The 24,355-nt window shown below is 59.6% G+C and carries 21 protein-coding genes; 11 read left to right on the top strand and 10 right to left on the bottom strand.

The window, feature by feature from the left end; translation table 11 throughout:
• Positions 1–47 precede the first annotated feature (47 nt).
• Entirely contained in the window at positions 48–1,094 is a 1,047-nt protein-coding gene (locus ACR0I8_RS14695; protein ID WP_039523195.1) for a rod shape-determining protein, read from the bottom strand.
• Positions 1,095–1,249: 155 nt separating this feature from the next.
• Here ACR0I8_RS14695 and ACR0I8_RS14690 point away from each other — a divergent pair, with 155 nt between their 5' ends.
• Positions 1,250–2,035, top strand: a complete 786-nt coding sequence (locus tag ACR0I8_RS14690) for a 23S rRNA (adenine(2030)-N(6))-methyltransferase RlmJ (RefSeq protein WP_170691430.1) — start codon at positions 1,250–1,252, stop codon at positions 2,033–2,035.
• A gap of 165 nt (positions 2,036–2,200) precedes the next feature.
• On the opposite strand, the gene ACR0I8_RS14685 is transcribed toward ACR0I8_RS14690, so the two are convergent.
• Positions 2,201–3,769: a 2-isopropylmalate synthase gene (locus tag ACR0I8_RS14685; protein WP_170553395.1), complete on the bottom strand. Its 1,569-nt coding sequence runs from the start codon at positions 3,767–3,769 to the stop codon at positions 2,201–2,203.
• A 291-nt stretch (positions 3,770–4,060) separates the two neighbouring features.
• On the opposite strand from ACR0I8_RS14685, the gene ACR0I8_RS14680 reads away from it, so the two are divergent.
• Positions 4,061–4,726, top strand: coding sequence for an SDR family NAD(P)-dependent oxidoreductase (locus tag ACR0I8_RS14680; RefSeq protein ID WP_170691429.1), 666 nt, complete (start codon positions 4,061–4,063; stop codon positions 4,724–4,726).
• 4 nt (positions 4,727–4,730) lie between these two features.
• Here ACR0I8_RS14680 and ACR0I8_RS14675 read toward each other — a convergent pair whose 3' ends face one another.
• Positions 4,731–6,215, bottom strand: a complete 1,485-nt coding sequence (locus ACR0I8_RS14675; protein ID WP_170691693.1) for a 2-isopropylmalate synthase — start codon at positions 6,213–6,215, stop codon at positions 4,731–4,733.
• 154 nt (positions 6,216–6,369) lie between these two features.
• Here ACR0I8_RS14675 and ACR0I8_RS14670 point away from each other — a divergent pair, with 154 nt between their 5' ends.
• The 3 genes from ACR0I8_RS14670 to ACR0I8_RS14660 all read left to right on the top strand — a co-directional run bounded on the left by ACR0I8_RS14670 (position 6,370) and on the right by ACR0I8_RS14660 (position 10,065).
• Positions 6,370–8,028 carry an NAD+ synthase gene (locus ACR0I8_RS14670; RefSeq protein WP_170691427.1) on the top strand — a complete coding sequence of 553 codons (1,659 nt, stop codon included), beginning with the start codon at positions 6,370–6,372 and terminating at the stop codon, positions 8,026–8,028.
• A 322-nt stretch (positions 8,029–8,350) separates the two neighbouring features.
• Complete coding sequence (locus ACR0I8_RS14665; protein ID WP_480527608.1) at positions 8,351–8,572, top strand: hypothetical protein; 222 nt, start codon at positions 8,351–8,353, stop codon at positions 8,570–8,572.
• 161 nt (positions 8,573–8,733) lie between these two features.
• The gene (locus ACR0I8_RS14660) at positions 8,734–10,065 is read left to right on the top strand and encodes an NAD(P)/FAD-dependent oxidoreductase (RefSeq protein WP_170691426.1); all 1,332 of its coding nucleotides are present in this window, start codon (positions 8,734–8,736) and stop codon (positions 10,063–10,065) included.
• 4 nt (positions 10,066–10,069) lie between these two features.
• Here the strand turns inward: ACR0I8_RS14660 and ACR0I8_RS14655 are convergent, their stop codons facing one another.
• Entirely contained in the window at positions 10,070–11,002 is a 933-nt protein-coding gene (locus tag ACR0I8_RS14655) for an MBL fold metallo-hydrolase (protein ID WP_170691424.1), read from the bottom strand.
• Between the two features lie 217 nt (positions 11,003–11,219).
• On the opposite strand from ACR0I8_RS14655, the gene gltX reads away from it, so the two are divergent.
• Positions 11,220–12,545 carry a glutamate--tRNA ligase gene (gene gltX, locus ACR0I8_RS14650; RefSeq protein ID WP_170691422.1) on the top strand — a complete coding sequence of 442 codons (1,326 nt, stop codon included), beginning with the start codon at positions 11,220–11,222 and terminating at the stop codon, positions 12,543–12,545.
• 10 nt (positions 12,546–12,555) lie between these two features.
• Here gltX and ACR0I8_RS14645 read toward each other — a convergent pair whose 3' ends face one another.
• Entirely contained in the window at positions 12,556–13,167 is a 612-nt protein-coding gene (locus ACR0I8_RS14645) for a gamma-glutamylcyclotransferase family protein (protein ID WP_170691421.1), read from the bottom strand.
• 95 nt (positions 13,168–13,262) lie between these two features.
• Between ACR0I8_RS14645 and ACR0I8_RS14640 the strand changes: the two genes are divergently transcribed.
• Complete coding sequence (locus tag ACR0I8_RS14640) at positions 13,263–13,709, top strand: Rrf2 family transcriptional regulator (RefSeq protein WP_170691419.1); 447 nt, start codon at positions 13,263–13,265, stop codon at positions 13,707–13,709.
• A gap of 4 nt (positions 13,710–13,713) precedes the next feature.
• Here ACR0I8_RS14640 and ACR0I8_RS14635 read toward each other — a convergent pair whose 3' ends face one another.
• Both ACR0I8_RS14635 and ACR0I8_RS14630 read right to left on the bottom strand, forming a co-directional pair.
• Entirely contained in the window at positions 13,714–16,242 is a 2,529-nt protein-coding gene (locus ACR0I8_RS14635; protein WP_170691417.1) for an FtsX-like permease family protein, read from the bottom strand.
• Positions 16,239–16,934 (bottom strand): ABC transporter ATP-binding protein, encoded by a 696-nt coding sequence (locus ACR0I8_RS14630; protein WP_170691416.1) that lies wholly within the window; start codon positions 16,932–16,934, stop codon positions 16,239–16,241. The genes ACR0I8_RS14635 and ACR0I8_RS14630 overlap by 4 nt, the downstream gene beginning before the upstream one ends.
• 26 nt (positions 16,935–16,960) lie before the next feature.
• Here ACR0I8_RS14630 and ACR0I8_RS14625 point away from each other — a divergent pair, with 26 nt between their 5' ends.
• Positions 16,961–17,626 carry an arylesterase gene (locus ACR0I8_RS14625; protein WP_170378842.1) on the top strand — a complete coding sequence of 222 codons (666 nt, stop codon included), beginning with the start codon at positions 16,961–16,963 and terminating at the stop codon, positions 17,624–17,626.
• 6 nt (positions 17,627–17,632) lie between these two features.
• Here ACR0I8_RS14625 and ACR0I8_RS14620 read toward each other — a convergent pair whose 3' ends face one another.
• From ACR0I8_RS14620 to ettA, 3 genes are all read right to left on the bottom strand, one after another.
• Positions 17,633–18,187, bottom strand: a complete 555-nt coding sequence (locus tag ACR0I8_RS14620) for a L,D-transpeptidase (protein ID WP_170378840.1) — start codon at positions 18,185–18,187, stop codon at positions 17,633–17,635.
• A 151-nt stretch (positions 18,188–18,338) separates the two neighbouring features.
• Positions 18,339–18,545 carry a cold-shock protein gene (locus tag ACR0I8_RS14615; RefSeq protein ID WP_170378838.1) on the bottom strand — a complete coding sequence of 69 codons (207 nt, stop codon included), beginning with the start codon at positions 18,543–18,545 and terminating at the stop codon, positions 18,339–18,341.
• Between the two features lie 1,333 nt (positions 18,546–19,878).
• Positions 19,879–21,546, bottom strand: a complete 1,668-nt coding sequence (gene ettA, locus ACR0I8_RS14610; protein WP_170378836.1) for an energy-dependent translational throttle protein EttA — start codon at positions 21,544–21,546, stop codon at positions 19,879–19,881.
• A gap of 138 nt (positions 21,547–21,684) precedes the next feature.
• Between ettA and ACR0I8_RS14605 the strand changes: the two genes are divergently transcribed.
• The 3 genes from ACR0I8_RS14605 (at position 21,685) to dacB (ending at position 24,353) form a co-directional block, all read left to right on the top strand.
• A complete protein-coding gene (locus ACR0I8_RS14605) occupies positions 21,685–22,155 on the top strand; it encodes an MOSC domain-containing protein (protein ID WP_170691414.1) in 471 nt (156 codons plus the stop codon).
• Between the two features lie 32 nt (positions 22,156–22,187).
• The gene (locus ACR0I8_RS14600) at positions 22,188–22,808 is read left to right on the top strand and encodes a nicotinate-nucleotide adenylyltransferase (protein WP_170691412.1); all 621 of its coding nucleotides are present in this window, start codon (positions 22,188–22,190) and stop codon (positions 22,806–22,808) included.
• Between the two features lie 66 nt (positions 22,809–22,874).
• Positions 22,875–24,353, top strand: coding sequence for a D-alanyl-D-alanine carboxypeptidase/D-alanyl-D-alanine endopeptidase (dacB, locus tag ACR0I8_RS14595; protein ID WP_170691410.1), 1,479 nt, complete (start codon positions 22,875–22,877; stop codon positions 24,351–24,353).
• The last annotated feature ends 2 nt before the right edge of the window (positions 24,354–24,355 follow it).

Here is a 24,355-nt window from a genome sequence, read left to right as displayed (position 1 = left end):
CGTGCTGCTCGGGCCGAGTTTACCCTATTTTCTAAAGGGTGCGCGCCTTAGCTTTCGTAGTCAATCGCGTGGCGCAGCTGTTTTTCGTATTCTAGCGCCTTGCCGGTGCCCAAAGCCACACAATTCAGGCTTTCATCGGCAATCGACACGGCCAGACCTGTCTGTTCGCGCAGAGCCAGATCCAGATCGCCCAGCAGCGCTCCGCCACCGGTGAGCATCACGCCACGATCCACGATGTCTGCGGCCAGATCGGGGGGCGTGGTCTCCAGCGCGGTCATTACAGCCTCGCAAATCTGCTGGACGGGTTCCGACAGCGCCTCGGCGACCTGAGCCTGACTGATCTCGATTTCTTTTGGCACGCCGTTCAGTAGGTCGCGACCACGGATATGCATCGACTGGCCGCGGCCATCGTCGGGCATGCGCGCGGTGCCGATGGTGGTCTTTATGCGTTCAGCGGTGGATTCGCCGACCAGAAGGTTCTGCTGACGACGCAGGTAGGAGATGATCGCCTCGTCCATACGGTCTCCACCCACGCGGACCGAGCGGGCGTAGACGATATCCCCCAGCGACAGAACCGCAACCTCGGTGGTGCCGCCACCGATATCGACGACCATGTTTCCGGTCGGATCGGTGATTGGCATGCCTGCGCCAATTGCCGCTGCAATCGGTTCGGCAATCAGGCCAGCGCGGCGCGCGCCTGCGGACAGAACCGACTGGCGGATCGCGCGTTTTTCAACAGGGGTCGCGCCATGCGGGACGCAGACGATGATCTTTGGCTTCGAGAAGGTCGAACGCTTATGCACTTTGCGGATGAAGTGCTTGATCATTTCCTCGGCGGTGTCGAAGTCGGCAATCACGCCTTCGCGCATCGGGCGAATGGCTTCAATCGAACCCGGTGTCCGACCCAGCATCAGCTTGGCGTCTTCGCCAACCGCCAGAACCTTTTTCACGCCGTCCTTGACGTGATAGGCTACAACCGAGGGTTCAGACAGGATCACACCGCGCCCCTTGACGTAGACCAGCGTGTTTGCCGTTCCAAGGTCGATAGCCATGTCCGCTGTGAACAGGCCGCCCAGATTGCCAAAGATCCCCATGTTTCCCCTGATCCTGTATGTCGGTTTTTCTACTGCCCGCGACTCGACGGTTCCGGGACGGATGACTTATAGGGTGCCAACTCGCCCGGTAAAAGGGCTGATTCCGCGGCAATCAGCACCTTTTCGCCTCATTTGCAGGGACTGTAGAAGGCAATATGCTCTCATATCAACATATTTACCACGCCGGGAATCTGGCTGATGTGCAAAAGCACGCTTTATTGGCATGGGCGCTGTCCTATCTGACCCAAAAGGACAAACCGCTGACTTACGTCGAAACCCATTCGGGACGTGGGCTTTACAGACTAGATTCAGACGAAGCCCGCAAGACCGGAGAAGCAGCCGCCGGGATTGAGCGTGTTCAGCGTGGCGCATGGTTTGGCGATGATCATCCGCTGGCGCAAGCGATCGGGATGACACGTGCGCGTTTTGGAGAGGCCAGCTACCCCGGATCGCCCCTGATTGCAGCTAGCCTGCTGAGGTCGCAGGACAGTCTGCACCTCGCCGAATTGCATCCGCAGGAATATGCGGCATTGTCACTGGCGGTGCCGGGGGGCAATGCGCGCGTCTACAAGCAAGACGGGTATGAGCTGGCGCAGTCCCTACTGCCGCCGACGCCCAGACGGGGTATGCTGTTGATTGACCCCAGCTACGAGGTGAAGGCGGAATATGACCGCCTTCCGGGGATAATCGCCAAGCTGCATCGCAAATGGAATGTGGGCGTGATCGCTTTGTGGTACCCGATCCTGAAGGATGCCCGTCAAAAGCCGATGGTGGACGCGCTGACGTCTCAGGATTTCCCGAAGGTGTTGAAACACGAGGTGACATTCCCCGCAGCGCGCAAAGGGCATGGGATGGTCGGGTCTGGAATGTTCGTGATCAACGCGCCCTTTGGGTTGGATCAGGAAACCCACAGACTGTCTGCTTTGTTCAAAAAACTTTGAGGTCTTGGAGAGGAACAAGCAAACCTCGCGCCCCGTTTGCCTGCATCAAAGATGCCGTCAAACGCGTTGGGCCCGGCAGCGCGCCGCAGGCGCGCTGCCGGGCCCAAAACCCAAGATGGGTCGGCGAAGCCGGGCCGCCGCGGGTGCGGGAGCCCTTTGCCGTTTCTAGGTCAGGTCTTTGTAGCTGATCTCACGCGTGTCTGCGCCGGGGCCGGTTTTCTCGCGGCGAACGATCAGGCGGTTCAGCGCGTGGATATAGGCCTTGGCTGACGCAACGACCGTGTCTGTGTTGGCCGATTGGCCGGTTGCGATCATGCCGTCTTCGCTCAGGCGGACCGAGACTGTGGCTTGCGCGTCGGTGCCTTCGGTGACGGCATGGACCTGATACAGTTGCAACCGGGCTGTGTTGGGGTAGATCGCGCGGATCGCTTTGAACGTTGCATCCACAGGCCCGTCGCCATGTTCGGTGGCGATGATGTCCTTGCCGTCCATTTCAAGTTCGACGGTTGCCTCGGCCTGGCCCCCGGTGCCGCAGGTCACTTTCATCGAGACAAGCTGAAGATAGTCGTCATGCTCGTCCATGGTCATGAGCGCGATCAGGTCGTCGTCGAACACCTCTTTCTTGCGGTCGGCCAGATCCTTGAACCGCACGAAGATGTCCTTGAGCTGGTTATCGCCCACATCAAAACCCAACGTCTCGAGCTTGTCGCGCAGCGCGGCGCGGCCTGAATGCTTGCCCAAGGGCAGAGAAGTCCCTGAGAGACCGATATCCTCGGGGCGCATGATCTCGAAGTTTTCGCGGTTCTTCAGCATCCCATCCTGATGGATGCCGCTTTCATGCGCGAAGGCGTTCTTGCCGACGATGGCCTTGTTGAACTGCACGTTGAAGCCCGACACGGTCGCCACGCGGCGCGAGATATGCATGATCTTGGTTGTGTCGATGCCCGTGTGCCAAGGCATGATGTCGTTGCGGGTGCGCAGAGCCATCACGACCTCTTCCAAAGCCGTATTGCCCGCCCGTTCGCCCAGACCGTTGATGGTACACTCGATCTGACGCGCACCGCCTGCTACAGCGGCCAGAGAGTTCGCGGTCGCCATGCCAAGGTCGTTGTGACAGTGGGTGGCAAAGATCACCTCATCCGCGCCCGGTACAGTCTCGATCAGGCGTTTGATCAGGTCGGCGGACTCCACAGGTGCAGTATATCCCACAGTGTCAGGGATGTTAATCGTAGTCGCCCCGGCCTTGATCGCGATCTCGATCACTCGGCAGAGGTAATCCCACTCGGTCCGCGTCGCATCCATCGGTGACCATTGTACGTTTTCACACAGGTTGCGCGCGTGGCTGACGGTTTCGTGGATCTTCTCGGCCATCTCATCCATCGTCAGGTTCGGAATGGCGCGGTGCAGGGGGGAGGTGCCGATGAAGGTGTGAATACGGTTCTTCTCGGCGTGTTTTACAGCCTCCCAGCAGCGGTCGATATCGGCGAAGTTCGCACGGGCCAGACCGCAGATACGGCTGTTTTTCGATCGTTGCGCAATCTCGGAAACGGCCTTGAAGTCGCCCTCGGATGCGATGGGGAAACCGGCTTCGATAATGTCGACGCCCATCTCGTCCAGCAGCTCGGCAATCTCGAGCTTTTCGTCATGGGTCATGGTTGCGCCGGGGCTCTGCTCGCCGTCGCGCAAAGTGGTATCGAAGATCAAGACGCGGTCTTGGTCGGTCACGTTGGTCATGGGGTTCTCTTTCTTCTTCTGTCCTAAAGCCTCTTGGCGCGCTGGCGTCCTCCTCTGAGCGGGCGCGCCGGTTGGCACGCTCAGAGGCGGATTAGGATCAGTAGGCCACGCAGCGACGCACCGCGAAGGGCGGTGTCGGCAACAAGGATATCTGCGCGGTTGATCATGAGGATGAGGTTATACCCAGCTTGCGCGGAATGAAAAGAACCAAAATGAGGGCGTGGTCCTTTCTATGCGAATTCTTGAGGACCCATTATTGATCCAACCGTCGCTGCCGCTAGGTCGTGAGGCATGAAAACAGCTTTGGTTATAGGCGCCTCTGGCGGAATTGGTTCGGCGCTTTGCGCGCGTCTTGAGGAGCAGGGCATACAGGTCACCAGCCTGTCCCGGTCGGTTGACGGGTTTGATCTGACCCAACCGGAGCAGGCTTTGCAGATGTTGGATGACCTGCCTGATCCGTTCGATCTGGTTCTGGTGGCCTCTGGCGCGTTGGAGATCAACGGGGCGGAGCCGGAAAAGACGATCCGAGCTGTATCGGCGCAGGCCATGATGGATCAGTTTGCGTTGAATTCGGTTGGTCCGGCCTTGGTCCTCAGCCGTGCGCACAGATTGCTACCACGCGACAGGCGATCTGTTTTTGGTGTTCTGTCGGCGCGTGTGGGGTCGATCGGGGACAACCGGATCGGTGGTTGGATCAGCTACCGTGCCGCGAAAGCCGCGGTAAACCAGATCGTCCACACCTCGGCCATTGAACTGGCGCGCACGCACAAACAGGCGATCTGCGTGTCTTTGCATCCCGGAACCGTCAAAACGGCCTTCACGCAGAAATACCTTGGTCGACATCCGGCAGTGGAGCCTGAAGAGGCCGCGATGAACCTGCTGAACGTGGTCAACAGTCTAACGACCGATGACACGGGTGGGTTCTTCGACTGGGCCGGAAAACCCGTTCCGTGGTAGCAAGTTAACCGTCGGAGGGTTCCGCCTCGGTTGGTTCGTCAGCGTTTTCAGCCTGAGCGGGTTGATCCTCTTGCGCGGGCGATTCTTCTGCTGCGCTTTGCGGCGGCAGAGCGTCATTGTCCCACACGCCTGTCTCCTCTTGGCCGTTGGCATAGCGCATGGTGCCTTCGCCGTGGCGTTTGTTGTCGAGGAAGCCGCCTTCGTAAACGTCGCCTGTGCTGTAGGTCGCAACACCCACTCCGCTGATTTTGCCGTCAACCCAATCGCCCGTGTAGGTGAAGGTGCTGGGCGCGGTGATCGTGCCTTTGCCGTGGCGCTTGCCATTCAGGAAATCTCCGTCATAGATCGTGCCGTCCGCGTAGCTGGCCTTGCCTTTGCCCTGCCGCGCACCATCAACCCATTCGCCCTCATAGCGGTAACCGTTGGCAAAGGTGACGACGCCGGTACCATGGCTGACCGCATTCCGAAACTCGCCGGTATAGACGACACCGTTTGGGTATGTGGCCTTGCCTCGGCCCTCGAAGACACCCGCAACCCACTCACCATCATAGACGGTGCCGTCGGGATAGGTGTTCTGGCCCTTGCCATGCGGCAGGTCCGCACTGAGTTCACCGATATAGGTTGAGCCATCGGGATAGGTGATCTCACCAAAACCTTCGATCTGACCACGGGACCAGTCGCCCGTATAGCTGTAGCCATCTGTTCCGGTGAAGGTGCCTTTGCCGTGGCGTTGATCGTCTTCGTAGTCGCCCTCATAGACGTTGCCGTTGGCATAGGTTTCCTTGCCTTTGCCCTGACGGCGCCCGTCCAGCAAGGCGCCCTCGTAGACATCCCCGTTGGCCAGCGTCAGCCGCCCGGTGCCTGTCATCACGTTGTTCTGCCACTGACCGTCATATTCAACGCCGTCCGACTGAACCAGACGACCCTGACCATGGCGCTGGCCCTGTTCGATCTCACCTTCATAGACCGAGCCATCGGCCGAGGTGATCTTGCCTATGCCCTGCTTTTCACCCTCAACCCAGTCGCCCTCGTAGGCGTATCCGTTGGGGTCGGACAGAGTGCCCTTGCCGTGATGGCGCGCGTCTTTGAACGCGCCTTCATATCGCAGGCCATTGGCATATTGGGCCACGCCGGTTCCGTTGATGGCCCCGTTGGACCACGTCCCTTCGTAGGTGCCGCCATCGGGATAGGTGATCTTGCCCTGGCCGTCTGGCTGGCCATCGGCGAATGTACCTTCGTAGATCGCGCCATTTGCAAAGCGCGCCGTGCCTTGCCCCTGAATCTTGCCTTCGATCCATTCGCCCGAATACTCGAACCCGTTGGGTAGCCGATACGACCCGGTCCCGTGCCGCAAGCCGTTCAGGAAGGTGCCTTCATAGACACCTCCGACCTCGTCATCCTTGACGATGACGGTTCCGTCCTGTGCAAAGGCTGCCGCTGCGATCAGGGTCATGGCCCCTGCAGCAATCGAATTGCGGATCACATCCATTGTTGTTCCTGCCTGCCCGGTCATCATTGCTTGCTTTCTTCGGCGCAAAACTAAGGGACCGTCACGGGCAGAGCAACGGCTTTTGCCGCATGGCCCTTTCACTCGCGCGGTGATCTGCTAAATGCAAATGGACTGACGAAGGCAAGAGGGCAGCATGGCCGACCGTTTCCGCATCACTCTGGCGCAGCTTAACCCCACCGTGGGGGATATTCCCGGCAATGCTGCCAAAGCGCGCGCAGCGTGGCAGGAGGCCCGCGAGGCCGGGGCCGATATGGTGGCTTTCCCCGAGATGTTCATCACCGGCTACAACACGCAGGACCTTGTGATGAAGCCTGTGTTTCACCGCGCTGCCATGGCCGCGATTGAGGCATTGGCCGTGGACTGCGCCGAGGGTCCCGCCATCGCCATCGGCGGGCCGTGGGTCGAGGATGAAAGCCTCTACAATGCGTATCTGATCCTGAATGGTGGCCGAATCACCAGCAAGTCCCTGAAACACCATCTGCCGAACGAAACCGTTTTTGATGAGGTCCGTCTTTATGATTCCGGCCCGCTGGGTGGGCCATACTCGGTGGGCAATTTCCGCATCGGTAGCCCGATCTGCGAGGATGGCTGGCACCCGGATGTGGCTGAGACGCTGGAGGAAACCGGGGCCGAGTTTCTGCTGATCCCCAACGGCTCGCCCTATTTTCGGGACAAATACGATGTGCGTCTGAACCACATGGTGGCCCGCGTGGTCGAGACCGGTCTGCCGCTGATCTATCTGAACATGGTTGGTGGGCAGGACGATCAGGTTTTTGATGGAGCAACTTTCGGTCTGAACCCGGGTGGTGAGCTTGCCTTCCGCATGCCTGTATTCGACGAAGCGATACGCCATGTAGATCTTGAGCGTGGTGATGACGGCTGGCGCATCGTTCCGGCCGAGATCGTGCCCCAACCGGATGTGTGGGAGCAGGACTACCGTGCCATGGTCCAATCCTTGCGCGACTACATGGGCAAGACCGGTTTCAAAAAGGCGGTTCTTGGGCTTTCAGGCGGGGTCGATTCAGCCTTGGTTGCGGCCATCGCCGTTGACGCGATTGGCGCTGACAATGTGCGCTGCGTGATGCTGCCATCGGAATACACCAGCCAAGCCTCGCTGGACGATGCCGAGGCGGTCGCCAAGGCACTGGGTGTTCACTACGACTATGTGCCGATCTCGGACAGCCGCGCGGCGGTGACTGAGACTCTGGCCCCTCTGTTCACTGGTCGCGATGCCGATCTGACCGAAGAGAACATCCAATCGCGCCTGCGCGGTGTGTTGCTGATGGCGATCTCGAACAAGTTTGGAGAGATGCTTTTGACCACCGGCAACAAATCCGAGGTCGCCGTGGGCTATGCCACCATCTATGGCGACATGAACGGGGGCTACAACCCGATCAAAGACCTCTACAAAACCCGCGTGTTCGAGACCTGCCGCTGGCGCAACGCCAATCATCGCGACTGGATGAGGGGGCGTGAAGGCGAGGTCATCCGACCGTCGGTCATCGACAAACCCCCAAGCGCCGAGCTGCGTGAAGATCAGAAGGACAGCGACAGCCTTCCGGACTATCCGGTTCTGGATGGCATCTTGGAAATCCTGGTCGATCAGGATGGCTCGATTGCTGATTGTGTTTCGGCCGGTTTCGATGAGGCCGATGCTAAACGGGTCGAGCATCTGATTTACATCAGCGAGTATAAACGGTTCCAATCCGCCCCCGGCACGCGCCTGACCAGCCGGGCCTTCTGGTTGGACCGTCGCTATCCGATCGTGAATCGTTGGCGTGATCAGGGGTAAATAAGGCACATTGTTTCCTATTTGTGGTGTAGTGCCACTCTGAGCTCTCGCATTGTTTCCGATGCCGTGCGTGCCCCGCTAATTTTCCTAGGTGATCCGCAGGCTGTCCTTGTTTTTGCGGCGTTTTTCCGCCACATTTATGCTTGGATATTGCCTCATGTGAGGCGGGTGTGACGTATTTCTGCGAGGGGCGCAGGGTCATGGCAAACTGTCTTTAGCCTGACGACGCCACATCCGGGTGGGATGTCTGAGTGAACAGTGTGGTGTTACGATGAATGAGCAATATGATAAATCGCTTCACGCGCCGCGTGCGCTGAATACGATGGAATCTCCTCCCCAAGAGTTGGACGAGGAGAAACTGGATGCGGCCATTGCGGACATGCTGAGGGAAGATGCAGGTCAGCAGAATGTCGCGCCGATGAAGCGTCCTGAATTCCCTGATCTCGTCCCTCAAGAAGAGGTCAGGACCGGGTCAAAGCCCAAGGCGAGCGGGTTCTCGGCCAATCTGCGTCAGAAATGGGCTGAGCTGTCAGGCGCGGCGTAAATTGCTAGGCTAAAGTCTTAGAAGGTGCGGCGTATTTCGCGGCACCTTTGGCGTGCGCGCCACAGGTCTGCACAATCCTGTTGTGATCCTCAAAAAACCGGTTGCCAGCGGCTCAGTGGTCGGTCTCCATGGCGGTCCATGCGATTGTCCATGAGCTTTTGATGCCCGGTCCCAAGCCTACTGTTTTCGACTCCGATCTTTCATTGCCGAAACAAACCGATGTCGTCGTGATCGGCGGCGGTATTGTCGGTGTGTCGACAGCCTTGGAGCTGGCCGAGCGGGGCGTTTCGGTCCTGCTCTGTGAAAAGGGTCAGATCGCTGGCGAGCAGAGCTCTCGCAATTGGGGATGGGTGCGTCTTGGTATGCGCGACCCGAGGGAGATCCCTCTGATGCAGGAATCGCTGCGCCTTTGGCGAGGGATGGAGGACCGGACCGGGCGTCAGACCGGCTACACGCAATCAGGAATTCTCTTTGGGGCCTCAGGCCAGCGAGATGCGCGCAATCTTGAACGTTGGATGCGCCATGTCGATGGGTTAGACACTGGCGCGCGGATCGTCGTCGGGGCCGAACTGGCCGAGCTTATGCCCGGGGCGCAGTCGGATATCTCAAGCGGTCTTTATATGCCACAAGACGGTCGGGCCGAGCCGCAATGGGCCGCCCCCGCCATCGCTGAGGCCGCGCGTGATCGTGGGGCGATCGTCATGACCAATTGCGCCGTCCGTAGCGTCGATATGCAAGCGGGCCGCGTCGCCGGAGTTTACACGGAACGGGGCCGCGTGGCGTGTGACCGGGTGGTTTTAGCCGGTGGGGCTTGGTCGCGCCTGTTCGCCGGAAACGCGGGGTTCGACTTGCCTCAACTGAAGGTGCTGAACACGGTCATGCGCGTGTCGCCGGTGGCCGAAGGGCCCGAGGTCGCGCTGTGGTCGGATGGGTTTGCAATCCGAAAGCGGGCCGATGGTGGCTATACCATCGCTTCGGGTCATGAAAACACGGTGGATATCGTGCCCGACAGTTTCCGGCTGGCCCTCAAGTTCCTGCCAGCATTCGCGCAGGAATGGAGATCGCTGCGTTTTCGCCTGTCAGGCCGCTGGGCGACCGAGGCGCGAGAGGATCGGCGCTGGCTGCCCACCGATGTGACTCCGTTCGAACATTGCCGCGTGCTGGATCCAGCGCCGTCGCAAAAGGTTATACGGGGCGCATGGGCTAATGCGCGCAAGAGTTATCCGGCGCTGGAGCAGGCCGAGATCGTCCAAAGCTGGGCGGGGATGATTGACGTGACACCGGACGCGATCCCGGTGATGTCGTCGGCCGATGATCTGCCGGGTCTGTTCATTGCCACCGGGTTTTCTGGCCACGGCTTCGGCATCGGCCCCGGTGCGGGTCTGCTGATGGCAGATCTGGTCATGCACAGAACGCCCTGTGTGGATCCGGCCGCGTTTCGCCTGTCTCGATTTACCGATGGCTCAAAGGTCCGGCCGGACCCAGGGTATTGAAGGCTTAGCCCATCATTTGATAGCTGACGGGCACAAAGCGGAAGCCGTCGCCACGGGTTTCGACATAGCCAGCGCCCGGGAAGGGCATGTGATAGCCGATCATCGGTACTTTGTCGGCGGCCAGCAGGCCCAAAATCTTACGGCGTGATTCCGTTGCGGCGGCTTTGTCCATGTCGAACCGAACTTCCCATTCTGGGTGCGCAAAGGACCAGACATAGTGATTGGCAAGGTCCGCAGTCAGAATAAGACGCTGGCCGTTGCTTTCCAGGTGATAAACCATGTGACCGGGGGTATGCCCAAAGGTCGCCATCGCCGTCACGCCCGAGGCCACGTCGCCGCCATCCTCAATAAAGGTCATCTTCTCGGCCAGGGGGGTGACCTTGGCAGCAACCAGATCGCCGACCCGGTTCCCGGCTTCCTGAGCGGACCAGAAATCATATTCGGGTGCCGCAGTGACATAGCGGGCATTGGGGAATGTCGGCGCGTCATTGGTGGTCATGCCGCCGATATGGTCCGGGTGCATATGGGTCAGCACGACCACGTTAATCTGATCAGGCGTGACACCTGCATCTGCCAAAGCGGCCTGAATGCCGCCCTGACCAAGTCCGGTATCGAACAGGATCAGCTCTGAGCCTGTGTTCACCAGAGTCGGCGTGAAAAAGAACTGTGCCACGTCAGGCGAGATGAAGTTTTCGGCTGATACTTTGGCGAATTCCTCATCCGAGGCGCCGCCACCGAAGATTTCCTGCGCACCGTCGCGCGGCAAGCTGCCATCCAGCAGGGTTGTGACCGTGAAGTCGCCCAGCTGGAATGATCTTGCGATGGTCGAGTTCGCCTTTGTCTCGGCTCCGGCCGCCAAAAGTGGGGTCGCTGCGGATGCAAATGGAAGGGCTGCTGCGGCGCCCAGGGCCGCTCTGCGTGTTAAATTGATGGCCATTTCTTAGTCTCCCTGTCAGAACGCCAGCGAAAAAGGTAGTTCGCTTCGGGTCGCGTGCCACCTTATACACCGGTACTTAGTCTGCGTGGATGAACATTGCGTGTTAATATTTGTTCATCTTGCGATCTGGGGGGTCCTGCGGAACTTGGGTAGTCCGAAACGCCTGCTGGACAAAAACGCGCCTTTGTGACAAGAGCCGCGCCAACAGGAGACACCCATGACAACCACCCGTTTCGCCCCGTCGCCCACCGGTTATATCCATGTGGGCAACCTGCGCACCGCTCTGATGAACTACCTGATCGCCCGCAAAGCAGGCGGCACCTTCATCCTGCGCATCGACGATACCGATCCTGAGCGCTCGAAAGAGGAATATGTCGACGCGATCAAACAGGATCTTGAGTGGCTGGGTCTGCACTGGGATCGGGTCGAGCGTCAGTCCGAACGTCTGGACCGCTACGCCGAAGCCGCTGACAAGCTGCGCGAGATGGGCCGGTTTTACGAGGCGTTTGAGACGCCGACCGAGCTGGACCTCAAGCGCAAGAAGCAGCTGAACATGGGCAAGCCGCCGGTCTATGACCGTGCTGCGCTGAACCTGAGCGATGCCGAGAAAGACGCGCTGCGCGCCGAGCGTGGCAATGGCGTCTGGCGGTTCAAGCTGGATCACGAGCGCATCGAGTGGAATGACGGCATTCTGGGCGACATCTCGATCGATGCGGCCTCGGTTTCCGATCCGGTGCTGATCCGGGGTGACGGTCAGGTGCTCTATACGATTGCGTCTGTCGTGGACGATACCGAGATGGGCGTGACCGATGTGGTACGCGGCTCGGACCACGTCACCAACACAGCAACGCAGATTCAGATCATCGAGGCGCTGGGCGGCAACTGCCCCCGTTTTGCGCACCATTCGCTGCTGACCGGTCCGCAGGGTGAGGCGCTGTCGAAACGTCTGGGCACGCTGGCCCTGCGTGATCTGCGGGAGCAAGGCGTGCAGCCGATGGCTCTGCTGAGCTTGATGGCGCGTCTGGGCTCGTCTGACCCGGTTGAGCTGCGGTCCGAGATGGCCGAGCTGATCGATGGGTTCGATATCAACCGCTTTGGCGCGGCTCCGACCAAGTTCGATGTGCAGGACCTGTTCCCGCTGACGGCGAAGCACCTGCAATCGCTTCCGCTGGCCGATGTTGCAGACGCCGTTGCCGAGGCGGGCGTTCCTGCTGACCTGGCCGAGCCGTTTTGGGCCATGGCGCGCGAGAACATCACCACTCTGGCCGATCTAAAGGGTTGGTGGGAGCTTTGCCGGGACGGGGCCGAGCCTCTGATCGCAGATGAGGATAGTGACTTCATCGCTGAGGCAATTGCGCTATTGCCGGAAGGTCCGTTTGATGGCGACACGTGGGGCACTTGGACCAAGGCCGTCAAAGAGGCCACGGGCCGTAAGGGCAAGGGCCTGTTCATGCCGCTGCGCAAGGCGTTGACAGGGATGGAGCGCGGGCCTGAGATGGCGGCACTCTTGCCACTGTTGCAAGTGATCCGCGCGCGAGGCTGATTGCCGGACCTTAGAACTTGAAAGAGGCAGGCAGTTCGTCTGCCTCTTTTTGTTGGTGCGGTTGAATGACCCGCACCGACGCCCGGCGCAAGCGATCGTCAACAAAATCTGTCTCGTCAGGTTTGAGCTGTTGGTGGCGCGGGTATCTTGGCTCGGCCCTGTCATTCAAGACGGGCGCGTCCCAGCCATCCGTTGTTGCGAAGAACCGATCGGCCCCGTCCGGTCCAAAAATACGCAGATACCCTTGCACGACGACGTCTATGTAGCTCAGCAGCAGCGGATGATGATCTGTCGGCGCATTGTGCCGGTCCTTCGGCACCGCATAAACAGCGATTTCCACATCCTGCTTAAGAGGGTGCGCGACCGACTGCGTGGCGGGAATTCGGTCATAAGCCCACTCACGCTCATCCAGCGCGGCCCAGTCGTTTTTGGGCACATGGGCGATCATACCTTCGATCTCGGAATCCGGATCAGGGACTGCCGTCAGGAACGCGACTGAGCGCAAGTCGGTGTGCTTCCATGCCCGCCGCCAACCTTTGAGCTTTGCTGGCCGAGGATCGGGAAAGTCATGTGTGGCCAGGTTCACGAGGCTGCCATAGCCAAAGAAATAGGGGTCTGCCATCAGCGCGAGATGTCCTTTGGGTCGATTGATGTATGTCAAACCGCTTTTTTGCCAGACATGCAATAAGATCACATCATTGATTTAGGGAGGCCCTTATGCGGATTACCAAACGGACGAATATTGCCGTGCGCCTGTTGATGTATTGCGCGGCACATCCCGAAAGGCTGGTGACCAAGGCCGAGATCGCCGAGGTCTGCAACATTTCCGAGAACCATTTGGCCCAGGTGATCAACCAGTTGAGCCAGTTGAACTATCTGAGCACCCAACGGGGCCGCAATGGGGGCATGTTGCTGGCGCGCTCGGCTGATGAGATCCGGGTTGGGGCGGTATTCCGGGATGTGGAAGGCGCATTGCCGATTGCCGAGTGTTTTGCGGATGCCGACAACACCTGCCCTCTGACCGAAGCGTGTCGATTGAAGCTGGCGCTGAAAGACGCGGCTGAGGTGTTTTACGCCTCGCTGGACGATATCACGCTGGATGCGTTGGTTTGTGACAACGATCCTTTGTTGAAAATCCTGCAACCCGTCACTTGCGCGCGCTAAGCCGTCAATCGCTGGCGCGCAGGATGCGGGCTGGTCGTACGGATAGCGGACGTAGGGCAAAGGCAAGCCCTGCACACAGTGTCACGACCATTCCGGCCAACACGATGCCAACCGCGGAGGGCCATATAACCGTATAGCCGGTGTCGAAGATATAGGTGGCGACGGCCCAGCCCCCCAGAATTCCGACCACAAGGGCGACTCCCCCAGCGGCTGCTCCCAGCAAGACAGCACGCAGAGCAAAGCTTTGCAGGATGCGCTGCCGGTTCGCCCCGAGTGTTTTCAGAACCGCGGCTTCGTAGCGTCGCGCAGGCTCTCCGGCGGCGGCTGCGCCGATCAGGACCAGAAACCCTGTCAAAAGCGAGACACCTGCCCCGTAGGAGGTTGCCGCCGCCAACCCGGCCAGCAGGCCCGACACCCGGTCAATCGCGTCCCGCACCCGGATCGCGGTGATATTGGGGTACTGGTTGGCCAGATCGCGCAGGATCGCAGTTTCGGCCTGTTCCTCGGCATAGACAGTGGCGATGAAACTGTGTGGTGCCCCGGCCAGCGCCGAGGGGTTCATGGACATGATGAAGCCCATACCCGCGGTCGAAAAGTCGACCTCGCGCAATGAGGTCAGACGCGCTGTGATATCTCGGCCCAAGATGTTGACCGTCAGTTCATCTCCAAGGGTCAGGCCCATCTCCGCGGCCTCTTCTGCGGCGAAGCTGACCTGCGGTTCTCCGGAATAGTCTTCGGCCCACCAATCGCCTGCTGTGACGCGGGCGTTTTCGGGCGGGCGGGTCGAGTAGGTGATGCCCCGGTCGCCTTCCAAAACCCAATGGTCCCCGGCTATGTCGCGCGCGGGGCGTCCGTTGATCTGGGTGATGATCCCACGCAGCATCGGCGCGCTTTCGATGCGGCTGACGGATGGGTCGGTTTCGAGACGCTCGGTGAACCCTGGCATCTGGTCTTTTTGGATGTCGACAAAGAAATAAGACGGCGCGACATCCGGCAGGTTGCCCGAGATCGCATTGCGCAAGGTTCCGTCAATCTGCCCAACAGCGGCCAGAACAGACAGGCCGAGACCGAGGGACAGGACCACCGATGCCGCGCCCTCCCGCGGGTCGGAAATAGCCGAGAGCGCCCATCGCAGGGCGGGACGACCACGTGCGGCGGGTTTGCCCGCCCGGGCGAGGCGACCGATGGCGATGGCCGATAGGTAAAGCAGGATGAGCGCGCCTACCAAGCCAGCGCTGGTCCAGAGCGTCAGTCGGGCCGAGCCGCTGAACCACGCGGCGATTGCGATCAGCAGGACCAGCCCGAAACCGGTTGCCATGACATAGATGGGTCGGGGGGCGGCGCGGGCCGTGGTCAGCGCATCTCGAAACAGGGTGGCGGCGCGCACTTCCTCAGTTCGGGCCAGTGGCCAGAGGGTAAACAGGAAAGCGGTCAGAATGCCGTAGATCGCAGCCTCGGCCAGAGCTTGCGGGTAGAGGGCGAAAACCGCCGGGATCGGCAGCATGCTTTCGATCATTGGAGCCAAGGCCAGCGGTAAGACCCCGCCCAATGTTACGCCGATGGCTATTCCGATGCCCGACAAGAGCCCGATCTGGATCATATAGGTCTGGAAGATCGTCGCGCGGTTGGCCCCCAAGGTGCGCAAGGTGGCGATGGTTTCGGTCTTTTGCGACAGGTACGCTCGGACGGCTGCGGATACACCTATGCCTCCGACTGCCAGCCCCGAAAGGCCGACCAGAACCAGAAACGCGCTGAGGCGGTTGACGAATTCAGTGATTCCAGGTGCCCCGTTGCGGGCGTCGGTCCAGCGCATGCCGGTGCCATCGAAGGCTTCCTTGGCCTGCTGGTTGAGGTCTGCAAGATCAGTACCTTTGGGCAGGTTAAGGCGGTATTTGGTCGAAAACAGGGTGCCCGGGGCCAATAGCCCCGACGTTTGCAAGTCTTCGGTTCGGACCAGTGTTCTTGGCCCGAGGGCGAACCCGTCCGCGGCACCGTCTGGCTCGTGATTCAGGGCCGCCATCAGGACAAACTCCTGCGTGCCTAAGGCGAAGCGATCGCCGACCGTCAGCCCCATCCGATCGATCAATTCGGGGGCTATGACGGCACCAGGCAGGCCGTCTGCGCCCGCAAAAGCGTTGTCCAGTGGCATCTCTGGGGCCAGAGTGACAGATCCCACCAAAGGGTAAGCGCCATCTACCGCTTTGACTTGTGTCAGCGCCCGCTCGGTTCCGGTGTCTTGCGCGGCGACAGCCATCGACCGGAAATCGACAACCTCGGACACTTGTTGCGCGGTCTCGTCCATCCAGCGCCGTTCTTCGTCGCTGGCAAAGCGATAGGTGAACTCAAGCTGCGCGTCTCCGCCCAGCAAGGCAGCCCCTTCCTGCGTCAACCCTGTCTGGATGGCCGAGCGGACCGAGCCGACCGCAGCGATGGCGGCAACCCCAAGGGCGAGACAGGCGAGGAAAATACGAAAGCCGCGCAGGTCTCCGCGTAGTTCACGACGTGCCAGCCGTCCGGCCAGTCGCAGACTCATTCCGCGGCCTCTTGCTTGGTCTCATCCGAGATGCGGCCATCGCGCATGCGCACAACGCGGTCGCAGCGCGCCGCCAGCGATGGGCTGTGCGTGACCAATACCAAGGTCGCGCCGTGCTTGTCCCGCAGACCGAACAAAAGATCGACGATTGCAGCACCGTTGGTTTCATCCAGATTGCCCGTCGGCTCATCCGCCAGCAGGATCTGAGGGCGCGGGGCCGAGGCGCGGGCCAGAGCAACCCGCTGCTGCTCACCCCCGGACAATTGCGCCGGATAGTGGTCGCGCCGATGGGACAGACCGACGGTGTCGAGTTCTGCTTCGGCGCGGGTGAATGCGTCCTTGTGGCCAGCCAGCTCCAGTGGGGTGGCAACGTTTTCCAGTGCCGTCATGGTGGGGATCAGATGGAAGTTCTGGAACACGATACCCATCGTGTCGCGTCGAAAGCGGGCCAGAGTATCTTCATCCATTGTAGTCAGATCCTGACCCAAAGCCGAGACGCGACCGCCGGTCGCTTGCTCCAACCCGCCCATCAGCATCAGCAGCGAAGATTTGCCCGACCCGGATGGCCCGATCAGCCCCAGACTCTCACCCTTCGTCACGGACAGAGAGATTTCATGCAGGATATCGACCCGCCCGGCATTGCCATCTAGAGACAAAGAGGCATTTTGGAGCGTAAGAACAGCTGAAGTCATTGGTCTTTCCATCGGAGGGCAGTCAATTGGGATATGGAGCGTTTGTAGCTCTGCGCAAGGTTCTGGTTTCAGGGCTGTTTGTCAGTTGGGGCTATACTGCAACAGCCGAGCCCGTGGTGATTGCCGCATTGGGGGATTCGCTAACCCAAGGCTATGGGCTGGTCGAACAGGATGGGTTTGTCCCACAGCTGGAACGCTGGCTGCAGGCGAACGGGGCCGAGGTTCGTTTGATCAACGCAGGTGTCTCGGGGGATACAACGGCGGGCGGCGCGGCGCGGGTCGAGTGGACTTTGACGCCGGATGTGGACGCGATGATCGTTGCGCTGGGTGGCAACGACTTGCTGCGGGGCCTCGACCCCGATCTGTCGCGCGCCAACTTGACCGCAATCCTGAGCGCGGCTGAAACAAGCGATGTCGACGTTTTGCTGATCGGCATGCAGGCCCCCGGCAACTATGGTCCGGACTACAAACAGGCGTTCGACACGATCTACCCGGATTTGGCTGAACAGTTTGATGTCCTCTACGCCGAGAGTTTCTTTGACGGTCTCGCCTCGAGTGGTGATCCGAACGCAGTCAGCCAATACATGCAGCCTGATAGGATTCACCCGAATGCCCAAGGCGTCGCGCGGATTGTTGAGGCGCTTGGCCCATCCGTGCTGGAACTGGTCAAGATGTCGGGTGAACAGGGCTAGGGGCCGTCAAACCACTGTGACGACCGTTCCGATCGGCACACGGTTGTAGAGATCTACCACGTGTTCGTTCATCATCCGGATACATCCGTTCGACGCGGCCCGCCCGATCGTCTGGGGCTGCGTTGTGCCGTGGATACGGAAATAGGTGTCTACCCCGTTCTGGAATAGATAGAGCGCGCGCGCGCCCAACGGATTGTCGCCCCCGCCGGGCTGAACATAGTCGTTATCCTTGAAACGGGCATAGGCCACCGGATCCCGCTCGATCATCTCTTGCGTAGGACGCCAGGTGGGCCATTCCTTCTTCACGTCGATGGTCGCAGTGCCGGTGAACTCCAACCCGGCTTTGCCGACACCACAGCCATAGCGGACCGCCTTGCGCGGTTCGGTCACGTAGTACAGGTAGAATGATCGCGGCACGACCAGCAGTTGCCCCGGCTGAAACTGCTTTTTGATCCGGACAAATTGCGGTGTGGGATCATACTCGGCAGCCTTCTTGGCAACGGCAATACCGGGGAGAAGGCTCAGGGCCGTTCCGGCCAGAAAAACACGACGTGTAAACATGTGCGCCTCTTGAATTGACCTGAAAAATCATCACTCGAATTCCAGAATGATATCTTAATTGGTCAATTATGGGGCAGATATTACGAAATTGTGATATGAGGCCTTTCGGCCACAAAAAAGGGCGGGGTTTACCCCCGCCCGTCTGAGTGACTTATGCCAGTTCGATATTGTCTGCGCTTTCGCGACCGTCACGACCCGAGCGCAGCTCGTAGGTGACTTTCTGGTTGTCGGCCAGACCGGTCAGGCCCGAACGCTCGACAGCCGAGATGTGAACGAAGATGTCTTTGCCGCCATCTTCGGGTGCGATAAAGCCGTAGCCTTTGGTGGTGTTGAACCATTTAACGGTGCCTGCAGGCATTTCCGTGTCTCCTGTTTAGTGCTGCCCACGTGGATGCGGCAGCCTGGCGTCGTCGGTCTGGATCGAATGACTGAGCGCCGTAGAAGGAGACAGTGGGTCGAAATAGAAAAACGTTAGCCCTTTGGATATGGCATTGGGGTGGCGGTGTGGCAAGGGCGGAATCGGTTAACGCGTTGGCAGCCACGAGCGCGTTGGGATGCCTTTATGAGAAACTACCGCCGCGCTCGAATACCCGGAGCGAAGAATTTATTCATTGTCTCGCTGGCCGACAGGTCGTCCGATTTGTTGGTGCGAAACGTTGCGCATTCGCGTGCGGCTTTTGGGACTCCGCGATATGAGCTGGCTTTCTGGTGCGATGCCTATGTGGTCTTGCCCGATCATCTTAACGCAATTTGGACTTTGCCACCGGGGGATGCGGGTTACTCGACGCGTTGGGGCACAATCAAAGCTCGATTAACTAAGTGTGTAGACAAACCAAGTCGTAGTTCGGGCTTAAGCCCGGCACTCGCGACGTCAAACCTGCCCGTCGTACCAAGTGGCAGATATGCCGGGCTGAAGCCCGGCCTACGGCGGAACAAACGCTAAGCGACTATTTGGCAACACAAGTTTTGGAAGCACCGTATCCGTAGTGAAACGGATTGCCGCAACGACAAGGCGTATTGTTGTAGCAATTCGGTCAAGCATAGGCTCGTAGAACATCCAACCGATTAGCCGTATTCGTCGATCCATCGCGACATCCGCGCGGGTCGAGTGGGTCCATAGTGGAGTGATGGTTTTACCTTTGGCAAGCTCGGAGAGTCGTAGTGTAGATACGCGCAATTTGTAGGTCGGGCTCGAGCCCGACACCTACAACACTTCTCGCAGTGCCAAAAAATCTTTAACGGGATGCCTTTGCGGGTTTGTTCGAAATAGTCAGTTTTGCAAGCATGCTAGCGATGAAATCGAGCCGATCAGTCCGGGATCGGTTGGTACGAATTGCCGGTTGTCATCCGTTTATTCCACTCGTGGTTTCGTCGGTTCTTAGGACAACACTATCACCCCAATAAGTGATCTTACTTCGCGTCCCAGTTTCTAACCTAAACCAACAATCACTTTGCTCAATACCGGGGGCACCAAACGCAATTCCATCAAGCCGTAGCAGTCCCCGACTGGTTCTGGCTACTTCCACGATCCAATTTCCGCTTGTTTCTTTGTTTGTTAGCCGAATTCTGTTGGGTAGAGATGGATCAAGAAGAAGCGAGTAGGCGTAGTCGCCTACTACGAACTCTATCGTTCTTTCGCTGTCCAAATATGGAATGCTCTCGGATATCCGTTCCCATTCCATTGGCATGATCTACCGCGCAAACTTCTTATGCTTCAACCGTTTAGGCTCCAGCGCGTCCGGTCCCAGACGGCGCTTTTTGTCCTCTTCGTAATCCTCGAAGTTGCCCTCGAACCATTCCACATGGGCGTCACCCTCGAAGGCCAGAATATGCGTGCAGATCCGGTCGAGGAAAAAGCGGTCGTGGGAAATCACCACGGCGCAGCCGGCGAAATCGACCAGCGCGTCTTCCAGCGCGCGCAGGGTTTCGACGTCGAGGTCGTTGGTCGGTTCGTCGAGCAGCAGGACGTTGCCGCCCTCTTTCAGCAGGCGGGCCATGTGGACGCGGTTGCGCTCACCCCCTGATAGCAGAGAGACCTTTTTCTGCTGATCGCCGCCCTTGAAGTTGAAAGACGAGCAATAGGCGCGGGAATTGACCTGCGCGTCGCCCAGCTGAATGATCTCAGCGCCGCCGGTGATCGCCTCCCACACGGTGTCGTTGTCGGCAAGGTCATCGCGGGACTGGTCGACATAAGACAGCTCGACCGTGTCGCCCAGCGTGATGGTGCCGCTGTCGGGTTGTTCCTGACCGGTCAGCATCTTGAACAGGGTCGATTTACCTGCACCGTTGGGGCCGATGACGCCGACAATGCCGCCGGGGGGCAGGGCAAAGTCCAGCCCTTCGATCAGCTGCTTGTCGCCCATGTGTTTCGACAGCCCCTCGACCTCGATCACCTTGCCACCAAGGCGCTGGCCGTTGGGGATGACGATCTGGGCACGGGTCAGCTTTTCGCGCTCGGACTGTTCGGCCAGCTCGTTATAGGCGTTGATCCGGGCTTTGGATTTGGCCTGACGGGCCTTTTGGCCCTGACGCATCCATTCCAGCTCGCGCTGGAGGGTCTTCTGCTTGGACTTGTCCTCGCGCGCTTCCTGCTCCAGCCGTTTGGCCTTTTGTTCCAGCCACGCGGAGTAGTTGCCCTCGTAAGGAATACCCCGGCCACGGTCGAGCTCGAGAATCCAGCCGGTGATGTCATCCAGGAAATAGCGGTCGTGGGTGACGATCAGGATGGTGCCTTTGTAGTCGATCAGGTGCTGTTGCAGCCAGGCGATGGTCTCGGCGTCCAGGTGGTTGGTCGGTTCGTCCAGCAGCAGCATGTCGGGTGCTTCCAGCAACAGCTTGCACAGCGCCACGCGGCGTTTCTCGCCACCCGAGAGGTTAGCGATATTGGCGTCGTCCGGCGGGCAGCGCAGCGCCTCCATCGAGACGTCGATCTGGCTGTCGAGGTCCCACAGGTTTTCCGCGTCGATCGCGTCCTGCAGGGTGGTCATCTCTTCCATCAACTCGTCCGAATAATTCTCAGCGATCTCCATGGCGATTTCGTTGAACCGGTCGACCTTGGTCTTTTTTGCGGCCACGCCCAGCATGACATTTTCGCGGACGGTCAGCGATTCATCCAGCTGCGGTTCCTGCGGCAGATAGCCCACTTTGGCTCCCTCGGCCGCCCATGCCTCACCGGTGAAATCGGTGTCCAGGCCCGCCATGATCTTCATCAGTGTCGATTTACCCGCGCCATTGACGCCGACGACACCGATTTTCACGCCGGGCAAAAAGCTCAGGTGGATGTTTTCAAAGCACTTCTTGCCACCGGGATAGGTCTTGGAGACACCCTGCATGTGGTAGACATATTGATAGGCGGCCATGTCGCGTCCTCTGGGTCGGGGAAATTGGGTTGAAACGCTTGATATCCAAGCGGGGCGGGCGGGGCAAGCTGGTGGTTTCGTGATTTTTGCTTAGACCTTGGGCGGGCTAGAGTGGCTTCGGTTTGAGAGGCGCGTGAGATGTCAGAACTTGCGGATTTGATTTCCGGGTGGGCAAAGCCCGGTCGGGTCGATTGGATTGGTTTGCGTCCAGCCCGGCGGACGGAGATCATCACCTTAGGTGCCGCTATGATTTGCACCAATGGTTTGGATGGAGATCGCAGTCGCACGGGAAAGAGGGCGGTGACCTTGATCCAGCAAGAGCATTTGGCGGCGATTGGCTCGTATCTAGGACAAGGGCCGATTGCGCCAGAGATATTGCGGCGCAATCTGGTGGTTTCGGGGATTAACCTCTCCGCGCTTAAAGGCCGAGAGGTGCAGGTAGGTGAGGCGGTTCTGCGCTTTACCGTGATCTGCGCACCTTGCAGCCGGATGGAGGAAGCGCTGGGAAAAGGCGGCTATTCTGCCGTGCGTGGGCATGGCGGGTGGTGTGCGGAAGTGGTGCGCCCTGGACGCGTTCGGGTGGGCGATAGGGTGCAACCGATTGATTGACAAGCTGCTTCACTTCTGAACAACAGCAAAGCATGTTGCGCAACCAGATACCCTATGCTCGGCCCGGACAGGTCATTGGGCTGTTCGGAGGGTCCTTTGATCCTCCGCATCAAGGTCATGTGCATGTCACGCTTGAGGCGATGAAGGCTTTCGGTTTGGATCGTGTGTGGTGGCTGGTTTCTCCGGGTAACCCTCTGAAACAGCAAGGGCCTGCGCCTTTGCCGCGTCGGTTAAGGGCCGCGCAGGCGGTGATGCAGCACCCTCGGGTGGACGTTACGGATATCGAGGCGCTGACGGGTACGCGGGCGACGGCGGATACTCTGGTGGCCCTCCGGCGGCTTTATCCTCAAGTTCGGTTCGTCTGGATAATGGGGGCCGACAATCTGGCGCAGTTTCACCAATGGAAGGACTGGCGGCTGATCATGGACAGCGTCCCCGTAGGCGTTGTGGCGCGACCGGGGGATCGAATTTCCGCGCGGATGTCGCCAGCGGCGCGGGTCTACGCACCCTACAGAATTGACGGGCAGGCGCGGCATCTATTGGGACGCGCGCAGGCGCCGGCATGGTGTTTCGTGAACGTGCCGATGGTAAATCTCAGTTCAACTGATCTTCGCAATCGCGGCATCTGGGCGAACGGAGTGTTGCCCGAATAGCCACATTGCCTGCATATTCTCATGCAATGGTTGTCCAAATTTCATCTCTGGGATTTTAATTGACCCATGGTTGATCGTATTTCACGCCGTTTGTTTCTTGCAGGGTTGAGCGCAGCTGCGATCCCCGCTGCTGCCTTTGCGCAGGCCCCCTTGGTGTCCTTGCGGCCTCAGGCCCGTGGACCTCAGCTGACCGGGGCAGAGCGGTTCGTGCGCGCAGCCGGGCTGCGGGGCGATGTGATCTTTGCAGTGGCAGATGTTGAGACGGGCACCCAGCTTGAGGCGCTGGGGGGTGAGGCCGGGTTGCCTCCGGCCAGTGTGGGCAAGGCGCTGACCGCGCTCTATGCGTTGGACGTTCTGGGGCCAGATCATCGCTTTGAGACCAAGCTTCTGGCGGATGGGCCAATTGAGAATGGCATTCTAAAGGGCGACTTGATCCTTGTCGGCGGCGGAGACCCTCTGCTGGATACAGATGCATTGGCAAGCATGGCAGCCAATCTGCGCGAGGCTGGGGTGACCGAAGTTCGCGGGGCGTTCAAAGTCTATGACGGAGCCTTGCCCTACGTGTTCAGCATCGACCCTGGGCAGCCAGATCATCTGGGCTATAGCCCGGCGATCAGTGGAATTTCTTTGAACTTCAACCGCGTTCATTTCGAATGGAAGCGGGCCGGGACGAATTACAACGTCACGATGGATGCGCGCAGCGCCAAGTACCGTCCAGATGTCGATATGGCTGTGATGCGGGTCGAACCGCGCAGCCTGCCGATCTACACCTACCAACCCAGCGCGCGTCAGGACCGCTGGACCGTGGCCAAAGGCGCGCTGGGCAATGGCGGCGCACGTTGGTTGCCTGTTCGAAAACCTTCACTTTATGCGGGCGATGTGTTTCGCACGCTTGCCCGTTCAAACGGGGTTGTTCTGGGTCGGGTGCAAGTCACGCAGGAAACCCCGAAAGGCACTGCGTTGGTTGTCCACCAGAGCGACCGGTTGGAGAGCATCCTGAGAGGGATGCTGAAATACTCGACCAATCTAACTGCAGAAATGGTTGGTATGGCGGCTACGAAAGCACGCGGGGTCAGGCCGAGTGATCTGGCGGACTCGGCGGCTGAGATGAACCGCTGGGCGGCTGAGAGCTATGGGGCCAGTCAAATCGCCATGGTGGATCATTCGGGCCTGGGTGATGCGTCTCGCATGCCTCCCGGCGATTTGGTGAAGGCGCTTGTTGCTGCGCGCAAAACCGGGGCGCTGCGGCCCTTGCTCAAGCCTTTCACGCTGACCGATAGTCAGGGTCGGGCGGTCAAGGATCACCCCATCAAGGTGAATGCAAAAACCGGAACGCTGAACTTCGTCTCGGGTCTTGGCGGCTTTCTGACCACGGCCGACGGGTCCGAACTGGCCTTTGCGATCTTTACCGCAGATGTGGACCACCGCGCCACGATCCCGCGCGAACAACGCGAGCGTCCCGAAGGTGCCCGTAGTTGGAACCGCCGGTCGCGCAAGCTTCAGCGGGCGCTGATTGAACGCTGGGGGTCTCTCTACGGCAGTTGAGC

Source organism: Ruegeria sp. BG9 (assembly GCF_056538305.1).
Note: the sequence above shows the minus strand (reverse complement) of the source record. Positions and strands in the feature narration are given on the sequence as shown.

Coding starts and splice junctions, on each gene's coding strand:
- ACR0I8_RS14615 (WP_170378838.1), bottom strand. CDS start 18,545: ATGCCTGCAGGCACCGTTAAATGGTTCAACACCACCAAAGGCTACGGC.
- ACR0I8_RS14685 (WP_170553395.1), bottom strand. CDS start 3,769: ATGACCAACGTGACCGACCAAGACCGCGTCTTGATCTTCGATACCACT.
- ACR0I8_RS14670 (WP_170691427.1), top strand. CDS start 6,370: ATGGCCGACCGTTTCCGCATCACTCTGGCGCAGCTTAACCCCACCGTG.
- ACR0I8_RS14630 (WP_170691416.1), bottom strand. CDS start 16,934: ATGACTTCAGCTGTTCTTACGCTCCAAAATGCCTCTTTGTCTCTAGAT.
- ACR0I8_RS14640 (WP_170691419.1), top strand. CDS start 13,263: ATGCGGATTACCAAACGGACGAATATTGCCGTGCGCCTGTTGATGTAT.
- ACR0I8_RS14655 (WP_170691424.1), bottom strand. CDS start 11,002: ATGGCCATCAATTTAACACGCAGAGCGGCCCTGGGCGCCGCAGCAGCC.
- ACR0I8_RS14665 (WP_480527608.1), top strand. CDS start 8,351: ATGGAATCTCCTCCCCAAGAGTTGGACGAGGAGAAACTGGATGCGGCC.
- dacB (WP_170691410.1), top strand. CDS start 22,875: ATGGTTGATCGTATTTCACGCCGTTTGTTTCTTGCAGGGTTGAGCGCA.
- ACR0I8_RS14680 (WP_170691429.1), top strand. CDS start 4,061: ATGAAAACAGCTTTGGTTATAGGCGCCTCTGGCGGAATTGGTTCGGCG.
- ACR0I8_RS14690 (WP_170691430.1), top strand. CDS start 1,250: ATGCTCTCATATCAACATATTTACCACGCCGGGAATCTGGCTGATGTG.
- ACR0I8_RS14695 (WP_039523195.1), bottom strand. CDS start 1,094: ATGGGGATCTTTGGCAATCTGGGCGGCCTGTTCACAGCGGACATGGCT.
- ACR0I8_RS14600 (WP_170691412.1), top strand. CDS start 22,188: ATGTTGCGCAACCAGATACCCTATGCTCGGCCCGGACAGGTCATTGGG.
- ACR0I8_RS14675 (WP_170691693.1), bottom strand. CDS start 6,215: ATGGATGTGATCCGCAATTCGATTGCTGCAGGGGCCATGACCCTGATC.
- ACR0I8_RS14660 (WP_170691426.1), top strand. CDS start 8,734: ATGCCCGGTCCCAAGCCTACTGTTTTCGACTCCGATCTTTCATTGCCG.
- ACR0I8_RS14635 (WP_170691417.1), bottom strand. CDS start 16,242: ATGAGTCTGCGACTGGCCGGACGGCTGGCACGTCGTGAACTACGCGGA.
- gltX (WP_170691422.1), top strand. CDS start 11,220: ATGACAACCACCCGTTTCGCCCCGTCGCCCACCGGTTATATCCATGTG.
- ettA (WP_170378836.1), bottom strand. CDS start 21,546: ATGGCCGCCTATCAATATGTCTACCACATGCAGGGTGTCTCCAAGACC.
- ACR0I8_RS14645 (WP_170691421.1), bottom strand. CDS start 13,167: ATGGCAGACCCCTATTTCTTTGGCTATGGCAGCCTCGTGAACCTGGCC.
- ACR0I8_RS14620 (WP_170378840.1), bottom strand. CDS start 18,187: ATGTTTACACGTCGTGTTTTTCTGGCCGGAACGGCCCTGAGCCTTCTC.
- ACR0I8_RS14605 (WP_170691414.1), top strand. CDS start 21,685: ATGTCAGAACTTGCGGATTTGATTTCCGGGTGGGCAAAGCCCGGTCGG.